This is a genomic window from Pseudomonas sp. NFIX49 (assembly GCF_900115915.1).
Lineage (GTDB): Bacteria > Pseudomonadota > Gammaproteobacteria > Pseudomonadales > Pseudomonadaceae > Aquipseudomonas > Aquipseudomonas pharyngis.
On the sequence record NZ_FOYE01000005.1, the window covers coordinates 10,849 to 35,516 of the forward strand.

Consider the following 24,668-nt stretch of genomic DNA (forward strand, 5'->3'; position numbering starts at 1 on the left):
TTTGTTGTTCGAAGCCTGAGTCGCGGCGGTCTAGAGTCGGCGGCTACCCTCCTCACGCAACAGCGCCTGCAAGGTGTCGAGGCGGGCACTGTCGAAGGCAGCGACAGTCCCCTGTTCGAACCCCCGGCGCGCCAGCCCGGTCAGCACCGCTCCAGGCGGCAGTTCGATCTGTAGACGTACGCCGCGCTCGTAGGCGCTTTGCACGGTGCCGCGCCAGTCCACTACGCGGCACATGTTGAAGGCGAGGTCGTCGCGCAGCGCTTCTACCTGGGTCACAGGCCTTGCGCGACTGCCGCTCAGGTAAGCGATTTTCGGTGTTTTCAGTTCAACCTTTTTGAACGCCTCGGCGAGGGTTTGCGCAGGCTCATCCAGCAACGGGCAGTGCGACGGCACGCTGACCGCCAGCCGTTTTGCCAGCCCGGCGCCACGACTGCGCGCCAGCTCGGCGACCGCTTGCATCGCCTTGTCGCTGCCGGCAATCACCACCTGGTTATCGGCGTTGATATTGGCCAGGTACACCGGTGTTTCTGCGCCGTGCACCTGCGCCAGCAGCATTTCGACTATGGATAATTGCAGGCCGATGATCGCGGTCATGCCGAAGCCCTGTGGATAAGCCTGCTGCATCAACTCGCCGCGCAGGCTGACCAGATGCAGCGCATCGCTGAAGCTCAATGCTCCGGCGACCACCGCTGCCGGGTAGGCACCAATGGACAGGCCGGCGACGTAATCTGCGGTGAGTCCGCCCTGCAATAACTGCCGCGAGGCTGCGACCCCGGCGATCAGCAGGCAAAGCTGAACCGCTCGGGTGTTGCGCAGCGCTTCGCTGGAATCCAGCCGCAAGACATCCTCACCGAGCTCGTCGCTGGCCTCGATCAGCGTTTCCCGAGGCAAACGCTGGAGCATGCCGGGCTGCTGCGCGCCCTGGCCGGGAAACACCAGCAGGCTGCTCACGCTGCCTGCTCCTGCGGGTTCCACGGATCAGACACCAGACAGGCTTCATGGGCGTTTTTCAACAGCACCCGCGAAGCATTCCCGGCCCATTCACGCAGGGCGACGGCACCGAACGGCGTCTGCAATTGCAGGTCGACCCGGCAGATCGCCTGATCGAGATGCGCCACCAGTTTGCGCGCCTGGTTACGGGTGATGAGTTGCGGTGTACGCAGAATCAAGTCGAGATCGCTGCGCTCGTGCATTGCCGTAAATCCACTGGCCAGCTCAAACCCGACACTGCCACTGACACCCCAGATCCAACCGCAATCATCGAGCACCGGCCGCAGTTGCCGCAGCGCCTGCATGACCGGCAGATCACGCGCGCTCTCGACCTGACAAAGCGCTTCCGGGCTGACCCGGCAAGCAATCGAATCGACAGACATAAACGCCGCCAGCCGCTGCTCGCGAAACCGACCGCGCACGCCCACCGCCACGCATCCGTCTTCACTCAACGCCCGCCGCACCACCACCGGTTGCCCGGCAGCCAGCGAATCAATCGCCCACTGCGGCGCATCCGCCGGCAACTGCGCCGGCGTCATGCCCCACAGCAAGTCGTGGGCGAGAACGCTGTTCACCACTGCGCCCTCAGCAGTTCACGTACGCGGCTGGAGGCTTCGCGGTTTTTCGCGCCGAGACGATTGCTCAAATCAGTCGCGCCAATATCTTCGATGGCTTGCTTCAGGCATTCGCCGACCCGCGCCAGATCCTCCGCCGTCGGCTGTTCGATCTGCTGCACCGACAAGGTTTCCCAGAGCAATCCGAGGCTGGCATAGCTGTCGATGTCATAGGCCATCGGCGGCACGCTGGACGCCAGAGCTTCCAGTTCTTCAACGCTGCGCAACGTCACCCGCGCCGCCGAAGCCTTGCCCATCGCATGCACCATCACCCCCGGATCACGCAGGGCGATCAAGCGATTGGCCTGATATCCGTGAGCGAGAAACGCCCCGGACATGGCCTTGCCCACCAGCAGCGCAATCACCGGATGCCCGGCCAGACGCGCGCGGGCATAAGCGTCTGCCGCGCCGGCCAGGGCCTGATGAATGCCGAGGGCTTCTTCGCGGCGACCGTAGGCCTGGCTCGGCACATCGACGATGGCGATCAAGGGCCGTTTTTGCGATTTGTCCTGGTCGGCGGTGATCGCGTCATCCACCGCCTTGGCCAGGCCCCAGCCTTCGAGCAATCCGACTTCGCCGTTGCGGGCGCGAGGGAAACGGTTTTGCGGATCGGCGACCACCGCGATAAAGCGCCCGAGTGGCCCGTCAGCGACCTTCAGCGAGGGCGGCAAACCTTCAACGGCATTCGCGCCAGCGCTCAAGGCGTTGAACCAGTTCAAACCGCGCACGGAATAACCACTCATGAGCGCTCTCCTTGATACAGATCGCGAACCACCGAAGGCTCGATTTGCTTGTCAGTGTCCAGGCTCGTCAGGCGTTGCAGGAACCACTCGGCCCGTTGACTGCGCGGTTGCGCTGGCAGGCCCTGTTGCAGCAACTCGCCGACCTGCCCGCGAATCTGCGCCACGTCATCGGCGACATAGCGGTCCACCAAGCCACTGGCGAAACGTTGCTCGCCACCGGTCAGGCTCCAGATGAAGGGCCGGTCGCGGGAGTCGTATTCCTCGATTCCGGCTTCCTGCTCGATCACCTGCGGGCCGTTCAGGCCTAGGCGTGCTTCCTGGGTCACCAGCAAATAGCTGCACAGCGCAGCGGCAATCGACATCCCGCCAAAGCAACCGACGCTGCCGGCCACCACGCCAACCACCGGTTGGTATTGCTGCAGATCGACAATCGCCGCGTGGATGTCGGCAATCGCCGCCAAGCCAAGGTTGGCTTCCTGCAGGCGCACGCCGCCGGTTTCCAGCAGCAGGATGGCGCGGGTCGGAATGCCTTTGCGGTTGTCTTCGGCGGCCAGCTCCAGCGCGCCGGCGATTTTTGCGCCGCCGACTTCACCGAGGCTGCCGCCCTGAAACGCGCCTTCAATCGCCGCGATCACCACCGGCAAACCGTCGAGGCTGCCCTTGGCGATCACCACGCCGTCATCGGCCTGCGGCACCACGCCCTGGCGTTCCAGCCATGGCGACATGACGCGCTGAAACGGGTCGAGCAATTCGCGGAAAGTGCCGTTGTCGAGCAAGGCTTTCGCCCGCTGTCGGGCGCCGAGTTCGACGAACGAATGTTTGTGTAGAAGCGCTGAGGTGTCAGTCATGGCCGATCTCCTCGAAGCCTTGTTCCAGCCGCAGGCGCACCACGCCCGGGGTCGCACCGAAGTCGTGGATATCAATGGCCATCGCCGGTGGTGTGGTGCCGTCGAACATCCGTGCGAACAGATGCTGCCAGCGCTGCTCGGCACCGTTGACCGAAGTCTGCACGTTGATCGTCAGCTTGCCGGCCAGGCCCGGTTCGATCAGCACTTCCAGATCGCCCGAACCGACACAACCGACCAGCGCCCGACCGCGTGGCGGCTGCCCGGCGGGGAATTCAAAGGATAAGGTTTCCATCAAAACGCTCCCTGAAGGATGCCGTCGCGCTCGATTCGATCGAGCAGCAGGCTGGCGGCGAGCAAGTCGGCGGCGCCACCGGGCGAGGCATTCAATGCGATGAGTTGTTGATCCAGTTCGTGCAGGCGGCGGCGACCGGTGAGGCTGGCGCTGCCACCGGCGTCGAGCACTGTCTGGGCGCCGTGTTGCATGGCGTGCAGGCCCGGTTCGCCAGCGCGATAGAGGACGCAGGTGTCGACGAGGTCGGTCATGATTGCGAGCAAGGCGTCGAGCCGGGCGTTCTGTTCGCCATGGCCGGCGGCGCGGCTGCGTTTGAGCTGCGGCAGGCCACGCTGCACTACGGACGGGAAGCCGAGTTGCGCTTCTTCCCGGGCACCGCGAGCGCCGTAGCGCTGGGCGACTTGCGCGCCATGACTCAGCGGACGCGGCGCATAACGGTCATCGAGCAATGCCAGACGCGCAGCGCGCAGAGTCACGGCGCTGGCGCTGGTGGATTTCGTGTCCAGCGCAGCAGCCGTGACCAGCAGGCCCAGCGCCCAGATCGCCCCGCGATGGGTGTTCACGCCATTGGTGGTGGCGAGCATCGCTTGCTCGCCTTCCCGGCCGATGCGGCCAATGGCTTCGCGCAGGGGAAAGCCGATCTCGCCGAACTCAAGTGCCGCTTCGGCCATTTCCTTGAACGCCGGCCACAGCGCCAATGCCGAGGCATGCATCAATCCCAGGTGCAGATCGGTGTGGGCACCGTTGCCGCGACGGTCGACCAGCGCCGGTTTCGGCGACAGGTCGGCTTCGTCGATCAGCGCGTCCACGGCCAGGTCCGCCAGCCGTTCCGCGAGGGTGATGGTTTTGGGTTGCAGGTTGAGTGCGTGCATTACCAACTCCTGAACTTGGCGGGCGGGTTGTAGAGGCCGCCGGACCACTCGACCAGATCGGCCACGCTTTTCGCCGCCAGCAATTCGCGGGTGGCGTCGATGCGACGGATGCCGAGGTCTTCGGGCAAGGCAATCAGGCCTTCGCGGCGCATGCGTTCGGTGTCTTTCGGGTTGTGCCGCAGGCCGATGGCGGTGACGCCGGCGACCGCAGCGATCATCGCCTGACGCTCTTCCAGCGAGCGCGCCTTGTACAGGTAGGCGATGCCCTCTTCGGTCAGCAGGTGGGTGACGTCGTCGCCGTAGATCATGATCGGCGCCAGCGGCATGCCGCTTTTTTTCGCGACCTCCACCGCGTCGAGGGTTTCGACGAAGGTCGGTTTGCCGCCCTCCTGGAAGGTCTCGACCATCTGCACCACGAGTTTCTTGCCGCGTTCGAGCATCGGTTGCTGCGAATCGTCATGACGCATGTCGAGCCAGGCCGGAGTGCCGTGACGACGGCCGCGCGGATCGTGGCCCATGTTCGGCGCGCCGCCGAACCCGGCGAGACGACCACGGGTCACGGTGGAGGAATGGCCGTCGCCATCGACTTGCAGGGTCGCGCCGATGAACAGGTCCACCGCGTATTGCCCGGCCAGTTGGCAGAACATCCGGTTGGAACGCAGCGAGCCGTCACGGCCGGTGAAGAACACATCAGGCCGGGCGGCGATGTAGTTTTCCATGCCCAGTTCGGTGCCGAAGCAATGCACGCTTTCGACCCAACCGCTTTCGATGGCCGGGATCAGGGTTGGGTGCGGGTTGAGGGTCCAGTTGCGGCAGATCTTGCCCTTGAGGCCGAGGGATTCGCCGTAGGTCGGCAGGATCAGTTCAATGGCCGCGGTGTTGAAACCGATGCCGTGGTTCAGCGACTGCACGTTGTGTTTTTCGTAGATCCCGCGGATCGCCATCATCGCCATCAGCACGTGCACAGGCTTGATGTGCCGAGGGTCGCGGGTGAACAGCGGTTCGATGTAGAACGGCTTGTCCGCCACCACCACGAAATCGACCCACGATGCGGGGATGTCCACACGAGGCAGTTCGCTGACGTCGTCCACCAGTTGATTGACCTGGACGATGACGATGCCGTCGCTGAACGCTGCCGGTTCGATCAGCGCCGGAGTGTCTTCGGTGCTTGGGCCGGTGTAGATGTTGCCGGCACGGTCGGCCATGAACCCGGCCGAGAGCACGACATTGGGAATCAGGTCCACCACCAGCCGGGCGTAGAGTTCGATGTAGGTGTGGATCGCGCCGATTTCCAGCAGACCGTCTTCAAGCAACTGGCTGATGCGCAGGCTCTGGGTGCCGGCGAAGGAGAAATCCAGCTTGCGGGCGATACCGCGCTCGAACAGGTCCAGATGCTCGGAGCGACCGACACTGGGCATGATCATGTGCAGGTCGTGGAGCTTTTCAGGATCGGCCTTGGCCAGAGAGCGCGAGAGGAAATCCGCCTGCTTCTGGTTGTTGCCCTCCAGCACCACACGGTCGCCGGGCAGGATCAGCGCTTCGAGTGCCGCGACGATCCTGTCGGTGGGCAACACCGCACCGTCGGCCAGCCCGCGCACCTTGTCGAGGCGCCGCTGCTTCTCGTCACGCCGCCGCGTCCAGCGCGAGTCGGGGGAATTGGTTGTTGTCATGCTCACTCCACGGGGTTCGCTGTCGTGGAGCTACCTTAGGAGTGTGATCGAGGGGCATCAATCAAGCGCGGCGGCGAACCGTTACGGTGAGCGTAATGATCAGTGAACGAGCCCCGCATCCACCAACAATTTCTCCAATGCCAACAAATCCGGCACCTTCGCCACCTGCTCCCCGACCTGCACCGCCGCCTGCTCCAGCGCACACAGCGGCACGTCGACATAACTCAACTGGCTGTCGAGCTTGTACGAGCGCGGAATCCCCTGCACCAGCAGCGCGATGAACTTCAACTCCGGCCGCCCGCCGAGGGCATTGAGGATGACGATCCGTGCCCGTTCGCCGATGACGATCTTGTTGCCGCACGCCGACTCGAAACTCAGCAGCGGAATCTGCCGCTCACGCCAGGTCACCCGACCGAGATACCACGGCGGTGTGTCGAGATCGAAGGCGCTGGACTGGTAGTCGATCAGCTCGGCGACGGCGACGTTGGGCAGGATCAAGTTGCGATCCGCCAGCGGCAGCAGCAGCCCGGTGAGCTGGCTGGCGCGTTGATTGTGCTGGCGTTCATGCATGTTTTTTGCTCCACAGGGCGATGCTTTCGAGCAGCACCGATTCCTGGTACGGCTTGCCGAGGTAGTCGTTGACGCCGATGGCCATCGCGCGGTCGCGGTGTTTCTGCCCGGTGCGCGAGGTGATCATGATGATCGGCAGATGTTGCAGGCGCTCGTCTTGGCGCACCTGGGTCGCCACTTCGAAGCCATCCATGCGCGGCATTTCGATGTCGAGCAGCATCAGGTCCGGCATGTGTTCTTCCAGCAGCAGCATGGCATCGACCCCGTCCTTGGCGGTCAGCACGTTCATGCCATGACGTTCGAGCAGGCGGCTGGTGACCTTGCGCACCGTGACCGAATCGTCGACCACCATCACCAGCAACGGCTTGTGCGGTTCGCTCTCCATTTCATGGCCGGCCGGACGCTGCGGCAATCGCGCCTGCATCGCGCGGATCGGTGCCAGCAGGTCGAGAATCAGCACCACCCGGCCATCGCCGAGAATCGTCGCCCCGGACACGCTCTGCACCGATGCGAACTGCGGGCCGAGGCTCTTGACCACGATCTCGCGGGTGCCGGCCATCGTGTCGACCTGCACGGCGATGTGCCGGTCGCCGCACTGTACCAGCAACACCGGCACCGGCAGGCTCTGGCCGGACAGCTTCGGCCGTGGCGCGGTTTTCAGTAGCTCGCCCAGGTAGCACAGCTCATAACGCTGGCCGCCGTACTGATAAGTCGGCGGATCGAGGCGGAAATGCCCGTCCAGTTCATTCGGCAGCACGCGGACGATGCCGTCGATGGTGTTCAGCGGAATCGCGTATTGATCCTCGCCACACTGCACCATCAGCGCACGGTTGACCGATACGGTGAACGGCAGGCGAATGCGAAAATGCACGCCCTGCCCCGGCACCGAATCGATGCTCATGGTGCCGCCAAGTTGCCGGACTTCTTCGTGCACCACGTCCATGCCCACGCCGCGCCCGGAAATCTGGGTGATTTTCTCGGCCGTGGAAAAGCCTGGCTGGAGGATGAACTGCAACACTTCGCGGTCGCTGATGTCGGCGTCCGGCGCCAGCAGACCGCGCTTGATCGCCTTGCGCCGCACGGCATCCAGCGGCACACCGGCGCCATCGTCGCGGATGTCGAACACGATGTCGCCGCCCTCGCGGGACAGGTCGAGGCTGATCTGCCCTTGCGCCGGTTTGCCCGCCGCCAGTCGGACGTCGGCGGACTCCAGGCCATGGTCGACGGCATTGCGCAGCATGTGTTCCAGCGGCGCCGCCATGCGTTCGAGGACATTGCGGTCCATCTCGCCTTCGGCGTTGCCGACGCTGAACGCCACGTCCTTGCCCAGCTCTTCGGCGACCTGTCGGACGATGCGTTTCAGACGCGGCAACATGCGCTCGAACGGCACCATGCGCGTGCGCATCAGGCCTTCCTGCAACTCGGTGTTGATCCGGCCCTGCTGCTGCAACAGGTTCTCCGCGTCGTGGGTGCGCCGGTCGAGGGTTTCCTTCAAGTCCAGCAAGTCGGAAGCGGATTCGAACAGCGCCCGTGACAGCTGCTGCAACTGCGAATGGCGGTCCATTTCCAGCGGGTCGAAATCTTCGTAGCCGAGGCGTTCGGCATCCACTTGCTGACGACTGAGGATCCGCCCCTGGGTTTCGGTGTCGAGCCGGCGCAACTGGTCGCGCATACGCTCGATGGTGGTTTCCATCTCGTGCAGGGCGGTCTGCGCATCGTTGACTTGCTGCTCGATGCGCCCACGGAAAATCGAGGTTTCGCCAGCGAGGTTGACCAGCTCGTCGAGCAGTTCGGCGGAGACCTTGACCATGTCCGCCCCGGTCTCGGGCGCCGGGGCCGCAGGCTCGGCCTTGACCGCAACCGGCGGCACGGGCGCCGGGGTTTGCACCAACACGGGATGGCTGAAATTCTGGATCGCGCTGATCAGCCGGTCCGCCGGCGGACACGGCTGACCGGCGCGCACCGCGTCGAGCATCTGCGCCAAGCGGTCATGGCCGCGCTGCAACAGCGCGAACAGTTCGGCGCTGCCCTGCAGGGTGCCGGCAGACAGGCTTTCGTAGAGGTTTTCCAGCTCATGAGCGAGGTCGCCGATCGGGCCGATTTCCACCATCCGCGCGCCGCCCTTGAGGGTGTGCAGATCGCGCAGCAGGGTTTCCACTTCCTGGCGATTGCCGGGTTCGGCCTGCCAGCGCAGCAACGCGGCGCCGGAGTTTTCGATGATGTCGAAACCTTCCTCGAGGAAGATCTCCAGCAGCTCCGGATCGTGTCCGGGGCCATCCTGTGTGGCGGAAGCGGTCGGCGTCTCAGGACTGGCGCTCGGGCCCTGGCGAAAGCGGCGGATCGCCTCGATCAGGTCCTGCGCCGGATCCAGCGGCTGGTGCCGGTGCAACTGTTCGAGGAACAGCGCCAGGCGCTCGTGGCTCTGGCGCAGCAATCGATCCAGAGCTTCGCTGTGGCTGTACCGACGATCCACCAGCCCTTGGTAAAGGCCTTCCAGCTCATGGGCCAGATCACCGACGGCCGCCACCTCGGCCATCCGCGCGCCGCCCTTGAGCGTGTGCAAATCCCGTTGCAACGACGACAGCGGCGCGCCGTTTTCCGGATCTTTCAGCCAGCGCTGCAAGGCTTGGCCGGCGCTGTCGAGAATGTCCACCGCCTCTTCGAGGAAGATCTCGACGATCTCGTCGTCCGCCCCGCTGTCGATGCTGTGTTGCTGCAGTTCGGCGGTGGCGCTGCCCAGTTCACGGATGCTCAGGGTGCGGCTGCCGTCGCTGCGGATCAGGCCCATGGCCGACGGATCGAGGCTCTCGTCGAGCAACTCGTGCAAGGCGCGGATGCGCTGCGGTTGCGGGGTAATTTCCTGGCCGGCGGCCAGTTCGTCGAGCATGTTGATCAGCGCTTCATGAGCCTGCTGCGCCTCATGGAAAAACCGCTCGCTGACCGCCAGGCTGCTTTCTTCGACAGCGCCGTATAGATCGAGCAAGGCTTCACACAGCACATCCACCGGCAGCAGATCCGCCAGATGCGCGCCCTCGCCCAGGGTGGTCAGCTCATCCAGCAGCGCGCTGAGTTCCTGACGTTCGCCGGGGTGCTGCTGCCAGCGCTGCAAGAGGCTTTCGGCATCGAGCAGGATGTCCATGCCCTGGGCCAGAAAGTTGTTGATCAGTTGCGGATCGCGTTTGACCCGCAAGGCGCTGCTGGGGGCGCTGAGGATCGATTCCAGGCGCTCGCCGAGCAAGGTTTCAGTGCGTTTGATCAGCGACTGCGCGCCGACAATCGGCGCCAGCGGATCGTGTTTGAGCTGACGCAGACCGACGCGAAACAGGCCCTCGGCTTCGAGCAGCAGTTCCACTTCGTCGAGGTCCAGCGCCAGTTGATGGGCCTTGAATTCCCGGGCCAGTTTATCCAGCGGCGCCGCCAGTTCGGCAATCGGTGACACCCCCGCCATCGAGGCGCTGCCCTTGAGGGTGTGCAGGGCTCGCTGCAACTCGTCGCTGGCCTGCAACGGCACATGCTCGGCAGCCTGATCGAGAAAACGGTTGAGGCTGGCGAGGTGGGTTTCGGCTTCGTTGCGGAAGATCTCCAACAACAGCGGATCGAGGGCCGCGACGTCTTCCACGTCTTCGGCAGGCAGCGGTGTGTCGCCCTTGGCCAGCGCATGGGCGCGGGCCGCCAGTTGATCGACATCGTGGCGCTGACGCTGGCCATTGGTGGCGAATTCGCCGATCAGGTCCGGCAACAGCAGCAGCGTGTCGGCGAGTAACTGGCGCACCGCCGGGCCGGGTTCGACACTGTGTTCCAGCACGCGGTTGAGCAGGTTTTCCACCGCCCAGGCCAGCTCGCCGAGGACCAGCGCGCGCACCATCCGGCCGCTGCCCTTGAGGGTGTGGAAGGCGCGGCGCAGTTCACTCAGGGCGGCGCGGTCATCGGGCGCGGCAGACCAGCGCGGCAGGTATTCGCTCAGCACCTCGAGCACTTCCCCGGTCTCTTCGAGGAACACTTCGCGCAGCTCGTCGTCCACCGGTTCTTCATCGGCCGGTGGCGGCAGCAGGCTGCCCGGCGTGGTCAGCGCCGGCGGGTTGACCGCCGACACCGGGCTGGCCAGCACTTCGGCCAACGACTGCACGATCTGCGGGTCGTCCAGCTCCTGCAAATCCTGCATCACCAGCGCTTCGCTGGGGCTGAGCACGTCGTCGAGCACCGGCACATGCGGCTCGCCGGGCTGTTCGTCAGGAAAGAAGCCGAGACTGGCGAGGCTTTTCTGCGCGATATCCAGCAAGTGTTCGCTCGGTGCCTGCGGGTCGTCGGTCAGGCGCTCGAGGTAATACTCGAGGCTGGTGATGGCGTCGGCGAGGCTGTCGAGTTGCTGCCACCCCGGCTCGTGCGGGTCGAGCAACAGGTGCTCGCGGATAAATCCGTTGCAGGCTTCGAGCAGGCTGGCCGCCCGCGCCAGCGGAATCATCGCCAGCGCGCCGCGCACCTGGGTCAGCAGCGCCGGCAGGCTTTGCAGTTGCTGGCGGTCCCAGTCGGCGTCGATGTAGTCGACGATCATGTCCTTGGCCTGTTGCAGACAGATGCGCGCTTCCTTGATCACGATCTGATGAATCTGCGTCAGGTCGGTGGTCGGCAGCCGCGAGTCATCCGGGCTCTCCGGCTCCACCGTACCGACCATCCCGGCCAGCGTCGCCTCGACGTAGAGCAAGGCGCCGGCGACGTCCATCAGCGTGGCGTCGTTCGGTTCGCGCTGACCCTGGGCGAGACTGAGCACCACCGCCAGTTGATCGATGATCACCTTGCGCGGCTGGCCGAAACCGAGCACCGCCAGGGTGTCGGCGATCTGCCGCAGCGGCGCCAGCAGGCTGTCCAGGTCCGAGGCGTGCTGGCGGTCGCTGCGCACGAACAGGTCGAGGCGTTCCTTGACCCGCACCAGCTCTTCGCACAGCGCCGCGAGCACCGAGCGCATGGCATCGCGGTCGGGGCCGGCCAGACGCGCGCGTTCTTCGTCGACCATCGCGCTGTCGGGCAGCGCGTCGTCCAGGGAGTAGCGATCTTTCATGGTCAGCATCTGCCCGGTGGGATGTTCGGCTTTGGCGATATAAAACAGCAGGCTTTTCAGCAGTTCAGGCGGTGGCGGCTGGTTGAGGCCGGGCATGCCCTGTTCGAGCAGGCGCTTGAGTTCCTTGTCGGCGTCCTTGAACAGGCTGCGCAGGGCCGGACTGTTGGCGATCCGCCCTTCACGCATGCCCTCGACCAGCGCCGACGCGACCTGCCACAACGGGCTCAGCGGCGAGTTACCGCTCAACGCTTCGAGGCGGGTGAAGACCTTGGCCAGATAACCGAGGTGCGTCTGGTCATCCTGTTCGCGGAGCAATCCGACCAGCGCCATTTGCAGCATCTGACGCAATTTGCGCAACACATTCGGCAGCTCTGCCGGCTCCAGCAGCGCCAGAGTTTCCTCCCCCAGCGGCGCCAGCTCGGGCAACTGCGGGCTGAACAGGCTGGTTTCCGACAGCAGGCTTTCGCCCCGGGCGCTGCGCAAGTCGTTAATCAGCGGCAGCACCACCAGCGGCAGGTCACGGCGGGCGCCCTGCACCCGGTCGAGGTAGGTCGGCAATTGGCCCAGCGCCTGCAACAGCAAGTGCAGCGCTTCGTCGCGGTGGCTGACGCGGTCGTTCTGCAACGCTTCGACCAGATGTTCCATCTCTTCGGCCAGCAGCGCCGCACCGTAGAACTCGACCATCTGCAGGCTGCCGTGTACCTGATGGATGCAGGCCAGGCATTCGTCCAGCCCGGGCACGGACTGCGGATCGTCGAGCACGGCTTCGATGGCCTGATGCGCCTGCCTCAGCGTCTCGGCGATTTCACCCTTGACCCATTCGAGGGCCACGTAATCGTGCCGGTCACCCATAACCACTCCGCTCGACATTGCCTCGCCCGCAGGCCTCACGCCTTGTCCGAGACGGGCGCTGGCGCCGCCGGCAAGGTGAACCCGGAAACCGAGCGGCGCAACTGGCTGGCCATTTTCGCCAGGTTGCCGATGCTCTCGGCGGTGGCCGTGGAACCGGACGAGGTCTGCGAGGTGATCTGCTGGATCACGTTCATCGTCAGGGAAATCTGCCCGGCCGAAGACGTTTGCTGCTGCGCCGCGTTGGAAATGCTCTGGATCAGCGCCGCGAGGGTCTTGGACACGCCTTCGATTTCTTCCAGGGCCACACCGGCATCCTGCGCCAGCCGCGCGCCGCGCACCACTTCGGTGGTGGTCTGCTCCATGGAAATCACGGCTTCGTTGGTGTCGGTCTGGATCGCCCGCACCAGCGTTTCGATCTGTCGGGTCGCGGCGGAGGAGCGCTCGGCCAGCCGCTGCACTTCGTCGGCCACCACGGCAAAACCGCGCCCGGCATCACCGGCCATCGACGCCTGAATTGCCGCGTTGAGGGCGAGGATGTTGGTCTGGTCGGCAATGTCATCGATCAGGCTGACGATGTCGCCGATTTCCTGGGACGACTCGCCCAGGCGCTTGATGCGCTTGGCGGTGTCCTGGATCTGTTCGCGAATGTTGTCCATACCGTGGATGGTGTTGTGCACCACCTCGTTGCCCTTGTTGGCGATCTCCACCGAACGCTCGGCCACCGCCGAGGATTCGGCGGCGTTGGCCGATACCTGATCGATGGACTGGGCCATGTCGCTGATCGCGGTCGAGGCTTCGGAAATCTGCTGGGCCTGATGCTCCGAGGCCTGAGCCAGATGCATGGCGGTGGCCTGGGTTTCCTGCACCGCAGCGGCGACCTGGCCGGCGGTGAGGTTGATGGTGGCGACCAGATCGCGCAACTGGTCGACGGAATAGTTGATCGAATCGGCGATGGTCCCGGTGAAGTCTTCGGTCACCGAGGCGGTCACGGTCAGGTCGCCGTCGGCGAGGTCTTCGATCTCGTCGAGCAGGCGCATGATCGCGTTCTGGTTGCGTTCGTTCTTTTCTGCGGTCTCGCGCAACTGGCGGTTGGTTTCCCGGACCATGACCAGGCCGATCAGGATGATCGAGGCCAGCGCCAGCAGGCCCAGTACGTAGCCGCCGATGGTGTCGGTGTTGCGCCCGCCGGCAAGGTTTTCGAAACGGCTGGCCAGGTGCGAGGCTTCGTCGAGCAGGGTCTGCGACAGGCTGAAGATATTGGTGGCCGACTCACGGACCTTGAACAGCTCCGGCGAGGTTTCGAGGATTTCATCCACGGAACCCGAGACGAACTGGAACAGCTCGGAAATCTCGCTCAAGCGAGCGCGGGCATCGCGGTCTTCGACCTGGCTGACTTTCAGCGCCGGGTTGCCTTGCAACATGCCGTTGAGCACCTGGCCGAAGCGTGCGGCATCGCGACCGAACGCGTCGGCAGCCTGCTGGGAGTTTTCATCGCCCGAGAGTACGGTGTTCACCGCACCGAGAATCCGTTCGGCCAGCAGCGACTGACGCTGGGCCATCGCCACCTGCGCCGCCGGCGCACCCCGTTGCAGGAGGATTTCCACGACCTTCTCGTATTCGATCTGCAACTGCGGCACGGTTTCGGCCAGAGTCGCGGCCACTTGATGCAGGGACAGCACGGTCTGTTCGCTGGAGAGAATCGCGTCGGTGTTTTTCAGCAGGCGTTCCCAGTCCAGCTGCACGGCGCGCATTTCCGGGCGCACGACGGATGGCGCCGGCGGCAGGCCGGTGCTCGGGTCGCCCTTCTTGAGGTAACCCCAGCGCTGAGCAAAATCATTGCGCGCATCGCTGAGCAGCTTGAACGCGGCGGCTTTGCCGGCGGCAGCCTCGGTGGCGTTTTTGGCGATCCGCTGCGACAGCACCCGCAGCTCGCCGGCGTGGCCGATGTACTGCTTGTCGTAGTTGGCCTGGGTGTTGAGGTAAGCGAAGTTGGCGAACAGCAGCATGATGAACACGATCAGTGCGATGAACAGCACGATGATCTGCGAGCGGCTGCGCGAGCCTTCTGCGGGCTTGCCTGTTTTTGCTTTGATCATCGGTCCTCGCCTGTTAAACCGCGACGTGCATGAAACTCGGTGACTGCGCCAGCGCAAACAGGCTGAACACCCGCCAGTTCTGCTCGCGCCGGAAATAGCCCTTGATGAACTCGCCTTTGGAGCCCTGCCGTTTACTGATCGAGACGGATTCGAAACTGTCCTGCTCGAAGTGCTGCAGGCCGAAGACTTCATCGACCAGCAACCCGGCAAACACGTCCTGATGCTCTACCACCAATACCCGCCGCTGCTTGCGCATCGGTGACAGTTCATGGCCGAAAAAGCCGCACAGGTCCATGACCGGCAGCAGCCGTCCGCGCAGGTTGGCCACGCCCTTGACCCACGGTTTGACGCCCGGCAACTGCGTGACACGCAGTTCGGGCAGCACTTCGCTGACTTCGCCCATCGGCGTGACGTACCAGTGCTCGCCCAGACGAAAGCCGATGCCGCTCCAGCGATCCTGGCGCGCCGGTTGGGATGGCAGGTCCGCCGCCAGCAGGCGACAGCACTGGTCGATCTGCCACAACAGTTCGAACGCGGTCAGCGATTCGCTCATGACGGCGCGATCAACCGGCCAGCACGTTGTTCAGGGTCTTGATCAGCGTGTCTTCATCGACCGGTTTGGTCAGGTAGTCCCTGGCGCCCTGGCGGGTGCCCCAGACCTTGTCGGTCTCCTGATCCTTGGTGGTGATGATGATCACCGGGATGTGGCTGGTTTCCGCATCCTTGGTCAACTGACGGGTGGCCTGGAAGCCGTTGAGGCCGGGCATGACGATATCCATCAACACCGCGTCGGGTTTTTCCTGACGGGCCAGGGCCACGCCGTCGGCGCCGTTTTCGGCTTTCAGCACTTCGTGCCCGTGCTTTTCCAGCATGCCGGTGAGTTTGTACATTTCGGTCGGCGAATCGTCGACGATCAGGATACGTGCCATGGTCTTCCCCATTTTTCTTGTCGACACCGGGCCCGCTGGCCGAGCGTCTCTGTGCGTGTCTTACTGCGGCAAAGCGGCAGCGAAGCCCGGAACATGGGCCGAAATCGCGTCGAGCAGTTCTTCCTTGCTGAAAGGCTTGGTCAAAAATTGATCGGAACCGACAATCCGCCCCTTGGCCTTGTCGAACAGCCCGTCCCGGGACGACAGCATGATCACCGGCGTGCCCTTGAACGCGTTGTTGTTCTTGATTAAAGCGCAGGTCTGATAACCATCCAGACGCGGCATCATGATGTCGACAAAGATGATCCCGGGATGGTGGTCGGCGATCTTCGCCAGGGCGTCAAAACCGTCGATCGCGGTGATGACTTCGCACCCTGCATTTTTCAACAGGGTCTCGGCGGTGCGACGAATCGTTTTCGAGTCGTCGATCACCATGACCTTCAAGGCGCTGGACTGCTGTTCCATAAGGGGGCTCTACCGTCGCCTTTGCGAATCAATTTGTCCGTTTTGCGATGACTGATGGCTGGAAACCCTTGATGTTCAAGGGCCAGCACGACATGGCAGCCTTTTTAGCACAGTCTCCTGATCCAATCTATCGACGGGTTTTTCCTTGACCGAAAACCCGCCCGGCGCCACTCTGGCGGCACTTTTTTCATACCGATCCGGTAGCCAATTTTCGAGGAAAACCCAATGAGCGTTCGCGTCGGGATTGTCATGGACCCTATCGCCAGCATTTCCTATAAGAAGGATAGCTCGCTGGCCATGCTGCTGGCGGCGCAGAAGCGCGGCTGGGAACTGTTCTATATGGAACAGAAAGACCTTTATCAGGGTGAAGGCCAGGCACGGGCGCGGATGAAGCCGCTGAAAGTCTTCGCCAACCCGGAAAAATGGTTCGAACTGGGCGCCGAACAGGATTCGCTGCTCAGCGACCTGAACGTGATCCTGATGCGCAAGGATCCGCCGTTCGACATGGAGTTCGTCTACTCCACCTACCTGCTCGAACAGGCCGAGTCTGCCGGGGTGCTGGTGGTCAACAAGCCGCAGAGCCTGCGCGACTGCAATGAAAAACTGTTCGCCACGCTGTTCCCGCAGTGCACGCCGCCGACCGTGGTCAGCCGCCGCGCCGACGTGCTGCGTGAATTTGCCGCCAAACATGGCGACGTGATCCTCAAGCCGCTGGACGGCATGGGCGGTACTTCGATCTTCCGTCACCGCGCCGGCGACCCGAACCTGTCGGTAATTCTGGAAACCCTGACCGCCCTCGGCGCCCAGCAGATCATGGGCCAGGCCTACCTGCCGGCGATCAAGGACGGCGACAAGCGCATCCTGATGATCGACGGCGAGCCGGTGGATTACTGCCTGGCGCGGATTCCGGCCCAAGGCGAAACCCGTGGCAACCTCGCGGCCGGCGGTCGTGGCGAAGCCCGTCCGCTGACCGACAAGGATCGCTGGATCGCGGCCCAGGTCGGCCCGACCTTGCGCGAAAAAGGCCTGCTGTTCGTCGGCCTGGACGTGATCGGCGAGCACCTGACCGAAATCAACGTCACCAGCCCGACCTGCATCCGCGAAATCGACAATGCCTTCGGCACCGACATCGGCGGGATGCTGATGGATGCGATCGAAGGCAAGCTGCAAGCGTCGAGCCGCAAGCCGCAAGCTTAAAGCCAGTGGTGTGCAGCTTGTCGCTTGAGACTTCAAGCTTGCAGCTAAAAACCAACATTGCGTTATCATGCCGAGCCCGTAAAAACGCGATGTTGGTTTTTCTCGAATGACACTTCCGTCCGATCTGCCCGCTGAACTCGCCCATAAAGGCGTGCGCCCGGTCGATCGCCTCGGATTTACCCTGTTTCTCGCGGCGCTGATCCATCTGGCGCTGTTGCTCGGCGTGGGTTTCACCATGGTCGAGCCCAAGCAGATCAGCAAAACCCTGGAAATCACCCTCGCTACCTTCAAGAGCGAAAAGAAGCCGGCGAAGGCTGATTTCCTCGCCCAGGAAAACCAGGAAGGCAGCGGCACCCTCGACAAGAAGGCGATCCCCAAGACCACCGAGGTCGCGCCGTTCCAGGCAAACGAAGTCAAGAAAGTCACCCCGCCACCGGCCGCCAAGCCGGAGGTGCAGGAAGCCGCACCGAAAGCGGCGGTGACCACCGTCGCGCCGAAACCGAAAAAGGCGCCGACCAAGAAAGAAGAAGCCAGGACCGAGACCAAACCGAAGGTCGACGCCCCGACCTTCGACAGCTCGCAGCTCTCCAGCGACATCGCCAGCCTTGAAGCCGAACTGGCCAACGAACAACAGCTGTACGCCAAGCGCCCGCGTATCCACCGCCTCAGCGCCGCGTCGACCATGCGCGACAAGGGCGCCTGGTACAAGGATGAATGGCGCAAGAAGGTCGAGCGCATCGGCAACCTCAATTACCCCGACGAAGCCCGGCGCAAGCAGATCTACGGCAATCTGCGCCTGATGGTGTCGATCAACCGCGATGGCTCGCTGTACGAAGTGCTGGTGCTGGAGTCTTCCGGCCAGCCGCTGCTGGATCAGGCAGCACAGCGCATCGTGCGCCTGGCGGCACCGTTTGCACCGTTTACGGGGGACCTGTCGGACATCGACCGGCTGGAAATCATCCGCACCTGGAAATTCGCCCGGGGTGACCGGCTGTCCAGTAACTGAGTCGATCTTTTGCCCGCTCCAGCTTGTCAGTTCGCCCCCCGAACGCCACACTAGCGCACATGAAAAACGTCAGCCCCAGCTACCTCAAGCATCACTTCCTGATCGCCATGCCACACATGGCCGACCCGAACTTTGCCCACACCTTGACCTACATCGTCGAGCACACGGCCAATGGCGCCATGGGGCTGGTGGTCAACCGACCGCAAGAGCTGAATCTGGCCGACATCCTCGAACAACTGCGCCCTGACATCGACCCGCCAGCGCTGTGCCAGCATGTGCCGATCTTCATCGGCGGCCCGGTGCAGACCGATCGCGGTTTTGTCCTGCACCCGGCGGGCAAGACGTTCCAGGCGACTGTCGAGCTGGAAGGCGATCTGGCCCTGTCCACCTCGCAGGACGTGCTGTTCGCCATCGCCGACGGCGTGGGCCCGGCCAAAAGCGTGATCACCCTCGGTTATGCCGGTTGGGAAGCCGGTCAGCTGGAGGCCGAGTTGGCCGACAATGCCTGGCTGACCTGTCCGTACGACGCCGACATCCTGTTCAACACCAGCAGTGAACTGCGCCTGGAAGCAGCGGCCAAGCACTTGGGGATCAACCTCAGCCTGCTGACCAGCCAGGCAGGACACGCCTGATGGCCCTGCGCCTGATCCTCGGCTTCGACTACGGCACCAAACAGATCGGCGTAGCGGTCGGCCAGGTGATTACCGGCCAGGCCCGCGAACTGTGCACCTTGAAGGCGCAAAACGGTGTGCCGGACTGGAATCAGGTCGAAGCCCTGATAAAGGAATGGAAACCCGACGCCGTGGTGGTCGGCCTGCCGCTGAACATGGACGGCACCCCAAGCGAGATGTGCGCCCGCGCCGAGAAATTCGCCCGCCGCCTCAACGGCCGCTTCAACCTGCCTTTCTATACCCACGATGAACGCCTGACGACCTTCGAAGCCAAGGGCGAGCGACTGGTGCGCGGCGGACAGAAAGGCAGCTACCGCGACAACCCGGTGGACGCCATCGCCGCCGCCCTGCTGCTGCAAGGCTGGCTCGACGAAAACACCGCACTATTTGAATCCTGACAAGCGCTACGGCGCTTTTCTTTTGGTTACAACCCGAGCCCCGGTTCGCGAGAACCGGCTCGACCCCGAGAAGGAGCAACCATGAGCCTGCCCAATCCCGCCGATCTGATCAGCCAGATGGCGACCCGCCTCAAGGCGCACCTTGCCCAGCGTGATATCAGCGAACCGCGTTACATCGGCATCCGCACCGGCGGCGTCTGGGTCGCCCAGGCCCTGCTCAAAGAGCTGGGCAGCGATGCGCCATTGGGCACGCTGGATGTTTCCTTCTACCGCGACGACTTCAGCCAGAACGGCCTGCACCCGCAAGTGCGTCCGTCCGCCCTGCCCTTCGAAATCGAAGGCCAGCATCTGGTGCTGATCGACGACGTACTGATGAGCGGCCGGACCATCCGCGCCGCCATGAACGAACTGTTCGACTACGGCCGCCCGGCCAGCGTGACGCTGGTCTGCCTGCTGGACCTGGACGCCGGCGAATTGCCGATCCGCCCCAACGTGGTCGGCGCGACGCTGTCGCTGGCCGCCCACGAGCGGGTCAAGCTGTCCGGGCCGGAGCTGGCCCTCGAACTGCAAGACCTTGCCCTTTAATCCGCCCTATTGAGAGTCCCCCTCGCGATGACGCCTCTAGATACCAAGCGCCCGCTGCAGCTCAATGATCAGGGCCAGCTGCGCCACTTCCTCTCGCTCGACGGCCTGCGCCGCGAGTTGCTGACGGAAATCCTCGACACCGCCGACTCGTTCCTCGAAGTCGGTGCCCGGGCCGTGAAGAAGGTCCCGTTGCTGCGCGGCAAGACCGTGTGCAACGTGTTCTTCGAAAACTCGACCCGCACCCGCACCACCTTCGAACTCGCGGCCCAGCGGCTGTCGGCGGACGTGATCACCCTGAACGTGTCGACCTCGTCGGCCAGCAAGGGCGAAACCCTGCTCGATACCCTGCGCAACCTTGAGGCCATGGCCGCCGACATGTTCGTCGTGCGCCACGGTGACTCCGGCGCTGCGCACTTCATCGCCGAACATGTCTGCCCGCAAGTGGCGATCATCAACGGCGGCGACGGCCGGCACGCCCACCCGACCCAGGGCATGCTCGACATGCTGACCATCCGCCGCCACAAGGGCGGCTTCGAGAACCTCTCGGTGGCCATCGTCGGCGACATCCTGCACTCGCGGGTGGCGCGCTCGAACATGCTCGCCCTGAAGACTCTCGGCTGCCCGGACATCCGCGTGATCGCGCCGAAAACCCTGCTGCCGATCGGCATCGAGCAGTACGGCGTGAAGGTCTACACCGACATGACCGAAGGTCTGAAAGACGTCGACGTGGTGATCATGCTGCGTCTGCAGCGTGAGCGCATGACCGGTGGCCTGCTGCCGAGCGAAGGCGAGTTCTACCGCCTCTTCGGCCTGACCACCGCGCGCCTGGCCGGCGCCAAGCCCGATTGCATCGTCATGCACCCGGGGCCGATCAACCGCGGCGTGGAGATCGAGTCGGCGGTGGCCGACGGCCCGCATTCGGTGATCCTCAATCAAGTCACCTACGGCATCGCAATCCGTATGGCCGTGCTGTCCATGGCCATGAGCGGGCAAACGGCGCAACGTCAATTCGAGCAGGAGAACGCCCAGTGAAGCTCAGCATTCTCGGCGCCCGCGTCATCGATCCAAGCAGCGGCCTGGATCAAATCACCGATATTCATGTTGAAGCCTGCAAGATCGTCGCCCTCGGCGCTGCACCGGCCGGTTTCACTGCCGTCGAAACCATCGACGCCCAAGGCCTGGTGGCCGCTCCGGGGCTGGTCGACCTCAACGTCGCCCTGCGCGAGCCGGGCTACAGTCGCAAAGGCACCATCGCCAGTGAAACCCGCGCTGCGGCGGCCGGTGGCGTAACCAGCCTGTGCTGCCCGCCGAAGACCAAACCGGTGCTCGACACCTCCGCCGTGGCCGAGCTGATCCTCGACCGCGCCCGCGAGGCCGGCAACACCAAGGTGTTCCCGATCGGCGCGCTGAGCAAAGGTCTGGATGGCGAACAGCTCGCAGAACTGGTTGCCCTGCGTGACGCCGGGTGTGTGGCGTTCGGCAACGGTCTGGAGAGTTTCCGCAACACTCGCACCCTGTGCCGGGCGCTGGATTACGCGGCGACCTTCGACCTGACGGTGATCTTCAACTCGCAGGATCACGACCTCGCCGACGGCGGCCTGGCCCACGAAGGCGCTACCGCCAGTTTCCTCGGTTTGCCGGGCATTCCGGAAACCGCTGAAACCGTGGCCCTGGCCCGTGATCTGTTGCTGGTCGAGCAAACCGGCGTGCGTGCGCACTTCAGCCAGCTGACCAGCGCTCGCGGCGTGGCCCTGATCGCTCAGGCCCAGGCCCGTGGTTTGAAAGTCACGGCGGATGTCGCCCTGTATCAGCTGATCCTGACGGACGAAGCGCTGATCGACTTCAGCAGCCTGTATCACGTGCAACCGCCGCTGCGCACCCGCGCCGACCGCGATGGTCTGCGTGAAGCGGTGAAGTCCGGCGTGGTTTCGGCGATTTCCAGCCATCACCAGCCCCATGAACGCGATGCCAAACTGGCACCGTTCGGCGCGACCGAACCGGGCATCAGCAGCGTCGAGCTGTTGCTGCCGCTGGCGATGACCCTGGTCGAGGATGGTCTGCTGGACCTGCCGACCCTGCTGGCCCGCCTGAGCGCCGGCCCGGCCGAGGCCCTGCGCCTGCCGGCGGGCAAACTGGCGGTGGGGGGTGCGGCGGATATCGTGCTGTTCGATCCGAAGGCCTCGACCGTTGCCGGCGAAACCTGGCTGTCGAAAGGCGAGAACTGCCCGTTCCTCGGCCATAGCCTGCCGGGTGTGGTGCGTTACACCTTGGTGGATGGCCGGATCAGTCACCAGGCGTAAAAAAAATGGCGAGGGAGCCAGCTCCCTCGCCATCACTTACTGAAAGGCGCCCCGCCCTTCGGCATTACGCACCGACACCTGATCGTTCAGCGTCCAGAAGTCATACAGCACCCCAAGAAAGAACAACCCGCCGGTCAGCAGGTACACCACCCCGCTGATCCACTTGCCCTGATACATCCGGTGCACGCCGAGCGCGCCGAGGAAGGTCAGCAGAATCCACGCCACGTTGTACTCGACAGGACCCGCGGCGAAACGCAGGTCGGCTTCGCGATCCATCGCCGGGATCAGGAACACGTCGATCAGCCAGCCGATCCCCAGCAACCCGAAAGTGAAAAACCAGATCGTGCCGGTCACCGGCTTGCCGTAATAGAAGCGGTGGGAGCCTGTGAAACCGAAAATCCACAACAGGTAACCGATCACCTTGCTGTGGGTGTCTTTTTCCTTCACACGGGGCAGTTGATAGCCGTTCATTAAGACCTCGATACACGCGATAGATAAATATTCTTTAATTCTTTGTGACTTTTTTACAGGTAGCCGACGTATGGCAAATGCTACCGTGTGTCCCGTCAAAGCCTTATAGCACCGGACTTCTGTCCGACAATTGCGTCTTTTTGCCGCTTATTTGGTTCCGTTGGCATCGGATTGAATCGACCAACGGCCTCGGAAGTGACAAAAAAGCTGTTATAAAGTTGCGCGCTAACACATCAAGAGCCCTGCCTAATGCGTCCATTTTTCAAGACATGGCTAACTATTTGCCTATTAATGCCACTGGCCGCCCACGCCACCAATCGTGAGCAACGTCTTCCCAACGTTAACGGTTTCACCCCTAAATCCCATGCCTCTGCTCCTTCGAACAAAGGCAAACAGGTCAAACACACCACGCTGAGCAGCACCGGCCGCAGCAAGCTGGTGCCACCGATGGCGACCAAGGAAAGCAGCAATGTCCTCAGTCGCGCGGTAAACGTCCTCGGTACGCCATACCGTTGGGGCGGCAGCAGCCCGAGTAAAGGCTTCGACTGCAGCGGTCTGGTGAAATACGCGTTCAACGACGCCACGTTCGACCTGCCACGCACCTCGAACGCCATGGCCAGCGGTCACGGCGAGAAAGTCGAACGCAAGGACCTGAAGCCGGGCGACCTGATTTTCTTCAACATCAAGAGCCGTCGGGTCAATCACGTCGCCATCTACCTGGGCAACGACCGTTTCATCCATGCACCACGGCGCGGCAAAGCGGTGAGCATCGACACACTGAACAAGCCGTACTGGGAAAAGCATTACGTGGTGGCCAAGCGCGTATTGCCGAAGGAACAGGGGCAAATGCGCGTCGTTCAGCGCTGAAGCTAGCTTGTCCGCACGCTCTGCGTCCGCTTTGGGACGCGGAGCGTCCCGGGCTGCATTCCCACGCAGAGCGTGGGAACGATCACTCCCTCAGAAATTATCTGGCGTGCGCGCTTTCTCCCGCGCATGCTCGCGGCTGATCAAGCCCTTGGTCACTAGATCCTTCAGGCACATGTCGAGTGTCTGCATTCCCAGCGAGCCACCGGTCTGTATCGCCGAATACATCTGCGCCACCTTGTCCTCGCGGATCAGGTTACGGATCGCCGACGTGCCCAGCATGATCTCGTGCGCCGCCACCCGACCGCCGCCGATCTTCTTGATCAGCGTCTGCGAGACTACCGCCAGCAACGACTCCGACAGCATCGAGCGCACCATGGATTTTTCGTCCCCGGGGAACACATCCACCACCCGGTCGATGGTCTTGGCTGCCGACGTGGTGTGCAAGGTGCCGAACACCAGGTGCCCGGTCTCGGCCGCGGTGAGCGCCAGGCGGATGGTTTCCAGATCGCGCATCTCGCCCACTAGGATCACATCCGGGTCTTCGCGCAGCGCTGAGCGCAATGCGGTGGCGAAACTGCGGGTATCACGATGGACTTCGCGCTGATTGATCAGGCATTTACGCGATTCGTGGACAAATTCGATCGGATCTTCAATGGTCAGGATGTGGTGATGGCGATGGGTGTTGAGGTAGTCGATCATCGCCGCCAGTGTCGTGGACTTGCCGGAGCCGGTCGGTCCGGTCACCAGCACCAGCCCGCGCGGCGCATCGGTGATCTTGCGAAAGACGTCGCCCATGGCCAGGTCTTCCATGGTCAGCACTTTTGACGGGATGGTCCGGAACACCGCCCCGGCGCCCCGGTTCTGGTTGAAGGCATTGACCCGAAAGCGCGCCACGCCGGGGACTTCGAAGGAAAAGTCGGTTTCCAGATGTTTCTCGAAGTCCACCCGCTGGGTGTCGTTCATGATGTCGTAGATCAGCTCGTGCACCTGCTTGTGGTCCAGCGCCGGCAGATTGATCCGCCGAACGTCGCCATCCACGCGGATCATCGGCGGCAGACCGGCCGACAGGTGCAGGTCGGAAGCGCCCTGTTTGGCGCTGAAGGCCAGCAGTTCAGTGATATCCATAGCGTCCCTCAATTCCAGTAGAATGCCGCGAACCTTCAGACCGCTGGCGCC

At 63.5% G+C, this 24,668-nt stretch carries 23 protein-coding genes; 8 read left to right on the plus strand and 15 right to left on the minus strand.

Annotated features, from left to right (window positions below):
• Nucleotides 1-30: 30 nt before the first annotated feature.
• The 13 genes from mdcH to pilG form a co-directional block, all read right to left on the minus strand.
• The gene (gene mdcH, locus BMZ46_RS14900; protein WP_074690182.1) at nucleotides 31-951 is read right to left on the minus strand and encodes a malonate decarboxylase subunit epsilon; all 921 of its coding nucleotides are present in this window, start codon (nucleotides 949-951) and stop codon (nucleotides 31-33) included.
• Nucleotides 948-1,568: a malonate decarboxylase holo-ACP synthase gene (locus BMZ46_RS14905; protein WP_074690180.1), complete on the minus strand. Its 621-nt coding sequence runs from the start codon at nucleotides 1,566-1,568 to the stop codon at nucleotides 948-950. Before BMZ46_RS14905 ends, mdcH begins: the two co-directional genes overlap by 4 nt.
• Nucleotides 1,562-2,347, minus strand: a complete 786-nt coding sequence (mdcE, locus tag BMZ46_RS14910; protein ID WP_074690178.1) for a biotin-independent malonate decarboxylase subunit gamma — start codon at nucleotides 2,345-2,347, stop codon at nucleotides 1,562-1,564. The genes BMZ46_RS14905 and mdcE overlap by 7 nt, the downstream gene beginning before the upstream one ends.
• Nucleotides 2,344-3,195, minus strand: coding sequence for a biotin-independent malonate decarboxylase subunit beta (locus BMZ46_RS14915; protein ID WP_074690176.1), 852 nt, complete (start codon nucleotides 3,193-3,195; stop codon nucleotides 2,344-2,346). Before BMZ46_RS14915 ends, mdcE begins: the two co-directional genes overlap by 4 nt.
• Nucleotides 3,188-3,487, minus strand: a complete 300-nt coding sequence (locus BMZ46_RS14920) for a malonate decarboxylase subunit delta (protein WP_039767948.1) — start codon at nucleotides 3,485-3,487, stop codon at nucleotides 3,188-3,190. Before BMZ46_RS14920 ends, BMZ46_RS14915 begins: the two co-directional genes overlap by 8 nt.
• The gene (locus tag BMZ46_RS14925) at nucleotides 3,487-4,359 is read right to left on the minus strand and encodes a triphosphoribosyl-dephospho-CoA synthase (RefSeq protein ID WP_074690174.1); all 873 of its coding nucleotides are present in this window, start codon (nucleotides 4,357-4,359) and stop codon (nucleotides 3,487-3,489) included. The genes BMZ46_RS14920 and BMZ46_RS14925 overlap by 1 nt, the downstream gene beginning before the upstream one ends.
• Nucleotides 4,359-6,029: a malonate decarboxylase subunit alpha gene (gene mdcA, locus BMZ46_RS14930; RefSeq protein ID WP_074690172.1), complete on the minus strand. Its 1,671-nt coding sequence runs from the start codon at nucleotides 6,027-6,029 to the stop codon at nucleotides 4,359-4,361. The genes BMZ46_RS14925 and mdcA overlap by 1 nt, the downstream gene beginning before the upstream one ends.
• 99 nt (nucleotides 6,030-6,128) lie before the next feature.
• Entirely contained in the window at nucleotides 6,129-6,599 is a 471-nt protein-coding gene (locus BMZ46_RS14935; RefSeq protein ID WP_039767945.1) for a chemotaxis protein CheW, read from the minus strand.
• Nucleotides 6,592-12,507, minus strand: coding sequence for an Hpt domain-containing protein (locus BMZ46_RS14940; protein WP_074690170.1), 5,916 nt, complete (start codon nucleotides 12,505-12,507; stop codon nucleotides 6,592-6,594). The genes BMZ46_RS14935 and BMZ46_RS14940 overlap by 8 nt, the downstream gene beginning before the upstream one ends.
• Nucleotides 12,508-12,542: 35 nt before the next feature.
• Nucleotides 12,543-14,603 (minus strand): methyl-accepting chemotaxis protein, encoded by a 2,061-nt coding sequence (locus BMZ46_RS14945; RefSeq protein WP_039767943.1) that lies wholly within the window; start codon nucleotides 14,601-14,603, stop codon nucleotides 12,543-12,545.
• Between the two features lie 13 nt (nucleotides 14,604-14,616).
• Nucleotides 14,617-15,156 carry a chemotaxis protein CheW gene (locus BMZ46_RS14950; protein WP_074690168.1) on the minus strand — a complete coding sequence of 180 codons (540 nt, stop codon included), beginning with the start codon at nucleotides 15,154-15,156 and terminating at the stop codon, nucleotides 14,617-14,619.
• A 10-nt stretch (nucleotides 15,157-15,166) separates the two neighbouring features.
• Nucleotides 15,167-15,532, minus strand: coding sequence for a twitching motility response regulator PilH (gene pilH, locus BMZ46_RS14955; protein ID WP_011336365.1), 366 nt, complete (start codon nucleotides 15,530-15,532; stop codon nucleotides 15,167-15,169).
• A 60-nt stretch (nucleotides 15,533-15,592) separates the two neighbouring features.
• Nucleotides 15,593-15,997 carry a twitching motility response regulator PilG gene (gene pilG, locus BMZ46_RS14960; protein WP_007953330.1) on the minus strand — a complete coding sequence of 135 codons (405 nt, stop codon included), beginning with the start codon at nucleotides 15,995-15,997 and terminating at the stop codon, nucleotides 15,593-15,595.
• A gap of 225 nt (nucleotides 15,998-16,222) precedes the next feature.
• Between pilG and gshB the strand changes: the two genes are divergently transcribed.
• The 7 genes from gshB (at nucleotide 16,223) to BMZ46_RS14995 (ending at nucleotide 22,154) form a co-directional block, all read left to right on the plus strand.
• Entirely contained in the window at nucleotides 16,223-17,194 is a 972-nt protein-coding gene (gshB, locus tag BMZ46_RS14965; protein ID WP_039767940.1) for a glutathione synthase, read from the plus strand.
• A gap of 106 nt (nucleotides 17,195-17,300) precedes the next feature.
• Nucleotides 17,301-18,200, plus strand: coding sequence for an energy transducer TonB (locus BMZ46_RS14970; RefSeq protein WP_074690166.1), 900 nt, complete (start codon nucleotides 17,301-17,303; stop codon nucleotides 18,198-18,200).
• Nucleotides 18,201-18,259: 59 nt separating this feature from the next.
• Nucleotides 18,260-18,832 carry a YqgE/AlgH family protein gene (locus BMZ46_RS14975; protein WP_039767938.1) on the plus strand — a complete coding sequence of 191 codons (573 nt, stop codon included), beginning with the start codon at nucleotides 18,260-18,262 and terminating at the stop codon, nucleotides 18,830-18,832.
• Nucleotides 18,832-19,269: a Holliday junction resolvase RuvX gene (gene ruvX / locus BMZ46_RS14980; protein ID WP_007953334.1), complete on the plus strand. Its 438-nt coding sequence runs from the start codon at nucleotides 18,832-18,834 to the stop codon at nucleotides 19,267-19,269. The genes BMZ46_RS14975 and ruvX overlap by 1 nt, the downstream gene beginning before the upstream one ends.
• 81 nt (nucleotides 19,270-19,350) lie before the next feature.
• The gene (gene pyrR / locus BMZ46_RS14985) at nucleotides 19,351-19,854 is read left to right on the plus strand and encodes a bifunctional pyr operon transcriptional regulator/uracil phosphoribosyltransferase PyrR (RefSeq protein ID WP_039767937.1); all 504 of its coding nucleotides are present in this window, start codon (nucleotides 19,351-19,353) and stop codon (nucleotides 19,852-19,854) included.
• A gap of 27 nt (nucleotides 19,855-19,881) precedes the next feature.
• Complete coding sequence (locus tag BMZ46_RS14990; protein WP_007913665.1) at nucleotides 19,882-20,886, plus strand: aspartate carbamoyltransferase catalytic subunit; 1,005 nt, start codon at nucleotides 19,882-19,884, stop codon at nucleotides 20,884-20,886.
• Nucleotides 20,883-22,154: a dihydroorotase gene (locus BMZ46_RS14995; protein WP_039767936.1), complete on the plus strand. Its 1,272-nt coding sequence runs from the start codon at nucleotides 20,883-20,885 to the stop codon at nucleotides 22,152-22,154. Before BMZ46_RS14990 ends, BMZ46_RS14995 begins: the two co-directional genes overlap by 4 nt.
• 36 nt (nucleotides 22,155-22,190) lie before the next feature.
• Here the strand turns inward: BMZ46_RS14995 and BMZ46_RS15000 are convergent, their stop codons facing one another.
• Complete coding sequence (locus BMZ46_RS15000) at nucleotides 22,191-22,625, minus strand: NINE protein (RefSeq protein ID WP_074690164.1); 435 nt, start codon at nucleotides 22,623-22,625, stop codon at nucleotides 22,191-22,193.
• Between the two features lie 249 nt (nucleotides 22,626-22,874).
• On the opposite strand from BMZ46_RS15000, the gene BMZ46_RS15005 reads away from it, so the two are divergent.
• On the plus strand, nucleotides 22,875-23,492 hold the full coding sequence (locus BMZ46_RS15005; RefSeq protein ID WP_039767935.1) for a C40 family peptidase: 618 nt from the start codon (nucleotides 22,875-22,877) through the stop codon (nucleotides 23,490-23,492).
• A 90-nt stretch (nucleotides 23,493-23,582) separates the two neighbouring features.
• Here BMZ46_RS15005 and BMZ46_RS15010 read toward each other — a convergent pair whose 3' ends face one another.
• A complete protein-coding gene (locus BMZ46_RS15010; RefSeq protein ID WP_039767934.1) occupies nucleotides 23,583-24,617 on the minus strand; it encodes a type IV pilus twitching motility protein PilT in 1,035 nt (344 codons plus the stop codon).
• Nucleotides 24,618-24,668 lie beyond the last annotated feature (51 nt).

Bases quoted from the DNA above. Each gene is read 5' to 3' on its own strand.
- mdcE (WP_074690178.1), bottom strand. From the start codon at position 2,347: ATGAGTGGTTATTCCGTGCGCGGTTTGAACTGGTTCAACGCCTTGAGC.
- BMZ46_RS14915 (WP_074690176.1), bottom strand. From the start codon at position 3,195: ATGACTGACACCTCAGCGCTTCTACACAAACATTCGTTCGTCGAACTC.
- BMZ46_RS14920 (WP_039767948.1), bottom strand. From the start codon at position 3,487: ATGGAAACCTTATCCTTTGAATTCCCCGCCGGGCAGCCGCCACGCGGT.
- BMZ46_RS14925 (WP_074690174.1), bottom strand. From the start codon at position 4,359: ATGCACGCACTCAACCTGCAACCCAAAACCATCACCCTCGCGGAACGG.
- mdcA (WP_074690172.1), bottom strand. From the start codon at position 6,029: ATGACAACAACCAATTCCCCCGACTCGCGCTGGACGCGGCGGCGTGAC.
- BMZ46_RS14935 (WP_039767945.1), bottom strand. From the start codon at position 6,599: ATGCATGAACGCCAGCACAATCAACGCGCCAGCCAGCTCACCGGGCTG.
- BMZ46_RS14940 (WP_074690170.1), bottom strand. From the start codon at position 12,507: ATGGGTGACCGGCACGATTACGTGGCCCTCGAATGGGTCAAGGGTGAA.
- BMZ46_RS14945 (WP_039767943.1), bottom strand. From the start codon at position 14,603: ATGATCAAAGCAAAAACAGGCAAGCCCGCAGAAGGCTCGCGCAGCCGC.
- BMZ46_RS14950 (WP_074690168.1), bottom strand. From the start codon at position 15,156: ATGAGCGAATCGCTGACCGCGTTCGAACTGTTGTGGCAGATCGACCAG.
- pilH (WP_011336365.1), bottom strand. From the start codon at position 15,532: ATGGCACGTATCCTGATCGTCGACGATTCGCCGACCGAAATGTACAAA.
- pilG (WP_007953330.1), bottom strand. From the start codon at position 15,997: ATGGAACAGCAGTCCAGCGCCTTGAAGGTCATGGTGATCGACGACTCG.
- gshB (WP_039767940.1), top strand. From the start codon at position 16,223: ATGAGCGTTCGCGTCGGGATTGTCATGGACCCTATCGCCAGCATTTCC.
- BMZ46_RS14970 (WP_074690166.1), top strand. From the start codon at position 17,301: ATGACACTTCCGTCCGATCTGCCCGCTGAACTCGCCCATAAAGGCGTG.
- BMZ46_RS14975 (WP_039767938.1), top strand. From the start codon at position 18,260: ATGAAAAACGTCAGCCCCAGCTACCTCAAGCATCACTTCCTGATCGCC.
- ruvX (WP_007953334.1), top strand. From the start codon at position 18,832: ATGGCCCTGCGCCTGATCCTCGGCTTCGACTACGGCACCAAACAGATC.
- pyrR (WP_039767937.1), top strand. From the start codon at position 19,351: ATGAGCCTGCCCAATCCCGCCGATCTGATCAGCCAGATGGCGACCCGC.
- BMZ46_RS14990 (WP_007913665.1), top strand. From the start codon at position 19,882: ATGACGCCTCTAGATACCAAGCGCCCGCTGCAGCTCAATGATCAGGGC.
- BMZ46_RS15000 (WP_074690164.1), bottom strand. From the start codon at position 22,625: ATGAACGGCTATCAACTGCCCCGTGTGAAGGAAAAAGACACCCACAGC.
- BMZ46_RS15005 (WP_039767935.1), top strand. From the start codon at position 22,875: ATGCGTCCATTTTTCAAGACATGGCTAACTATTTGCCTATTAATGCCA.
- BMZ46_RS15010 (WP_039767934.1), bottom strand. From the start codon at position 24,617: ATGGATATCACTGAACTGCTGGCCTTCAGCGCCAAACAGGGCGCTTCC.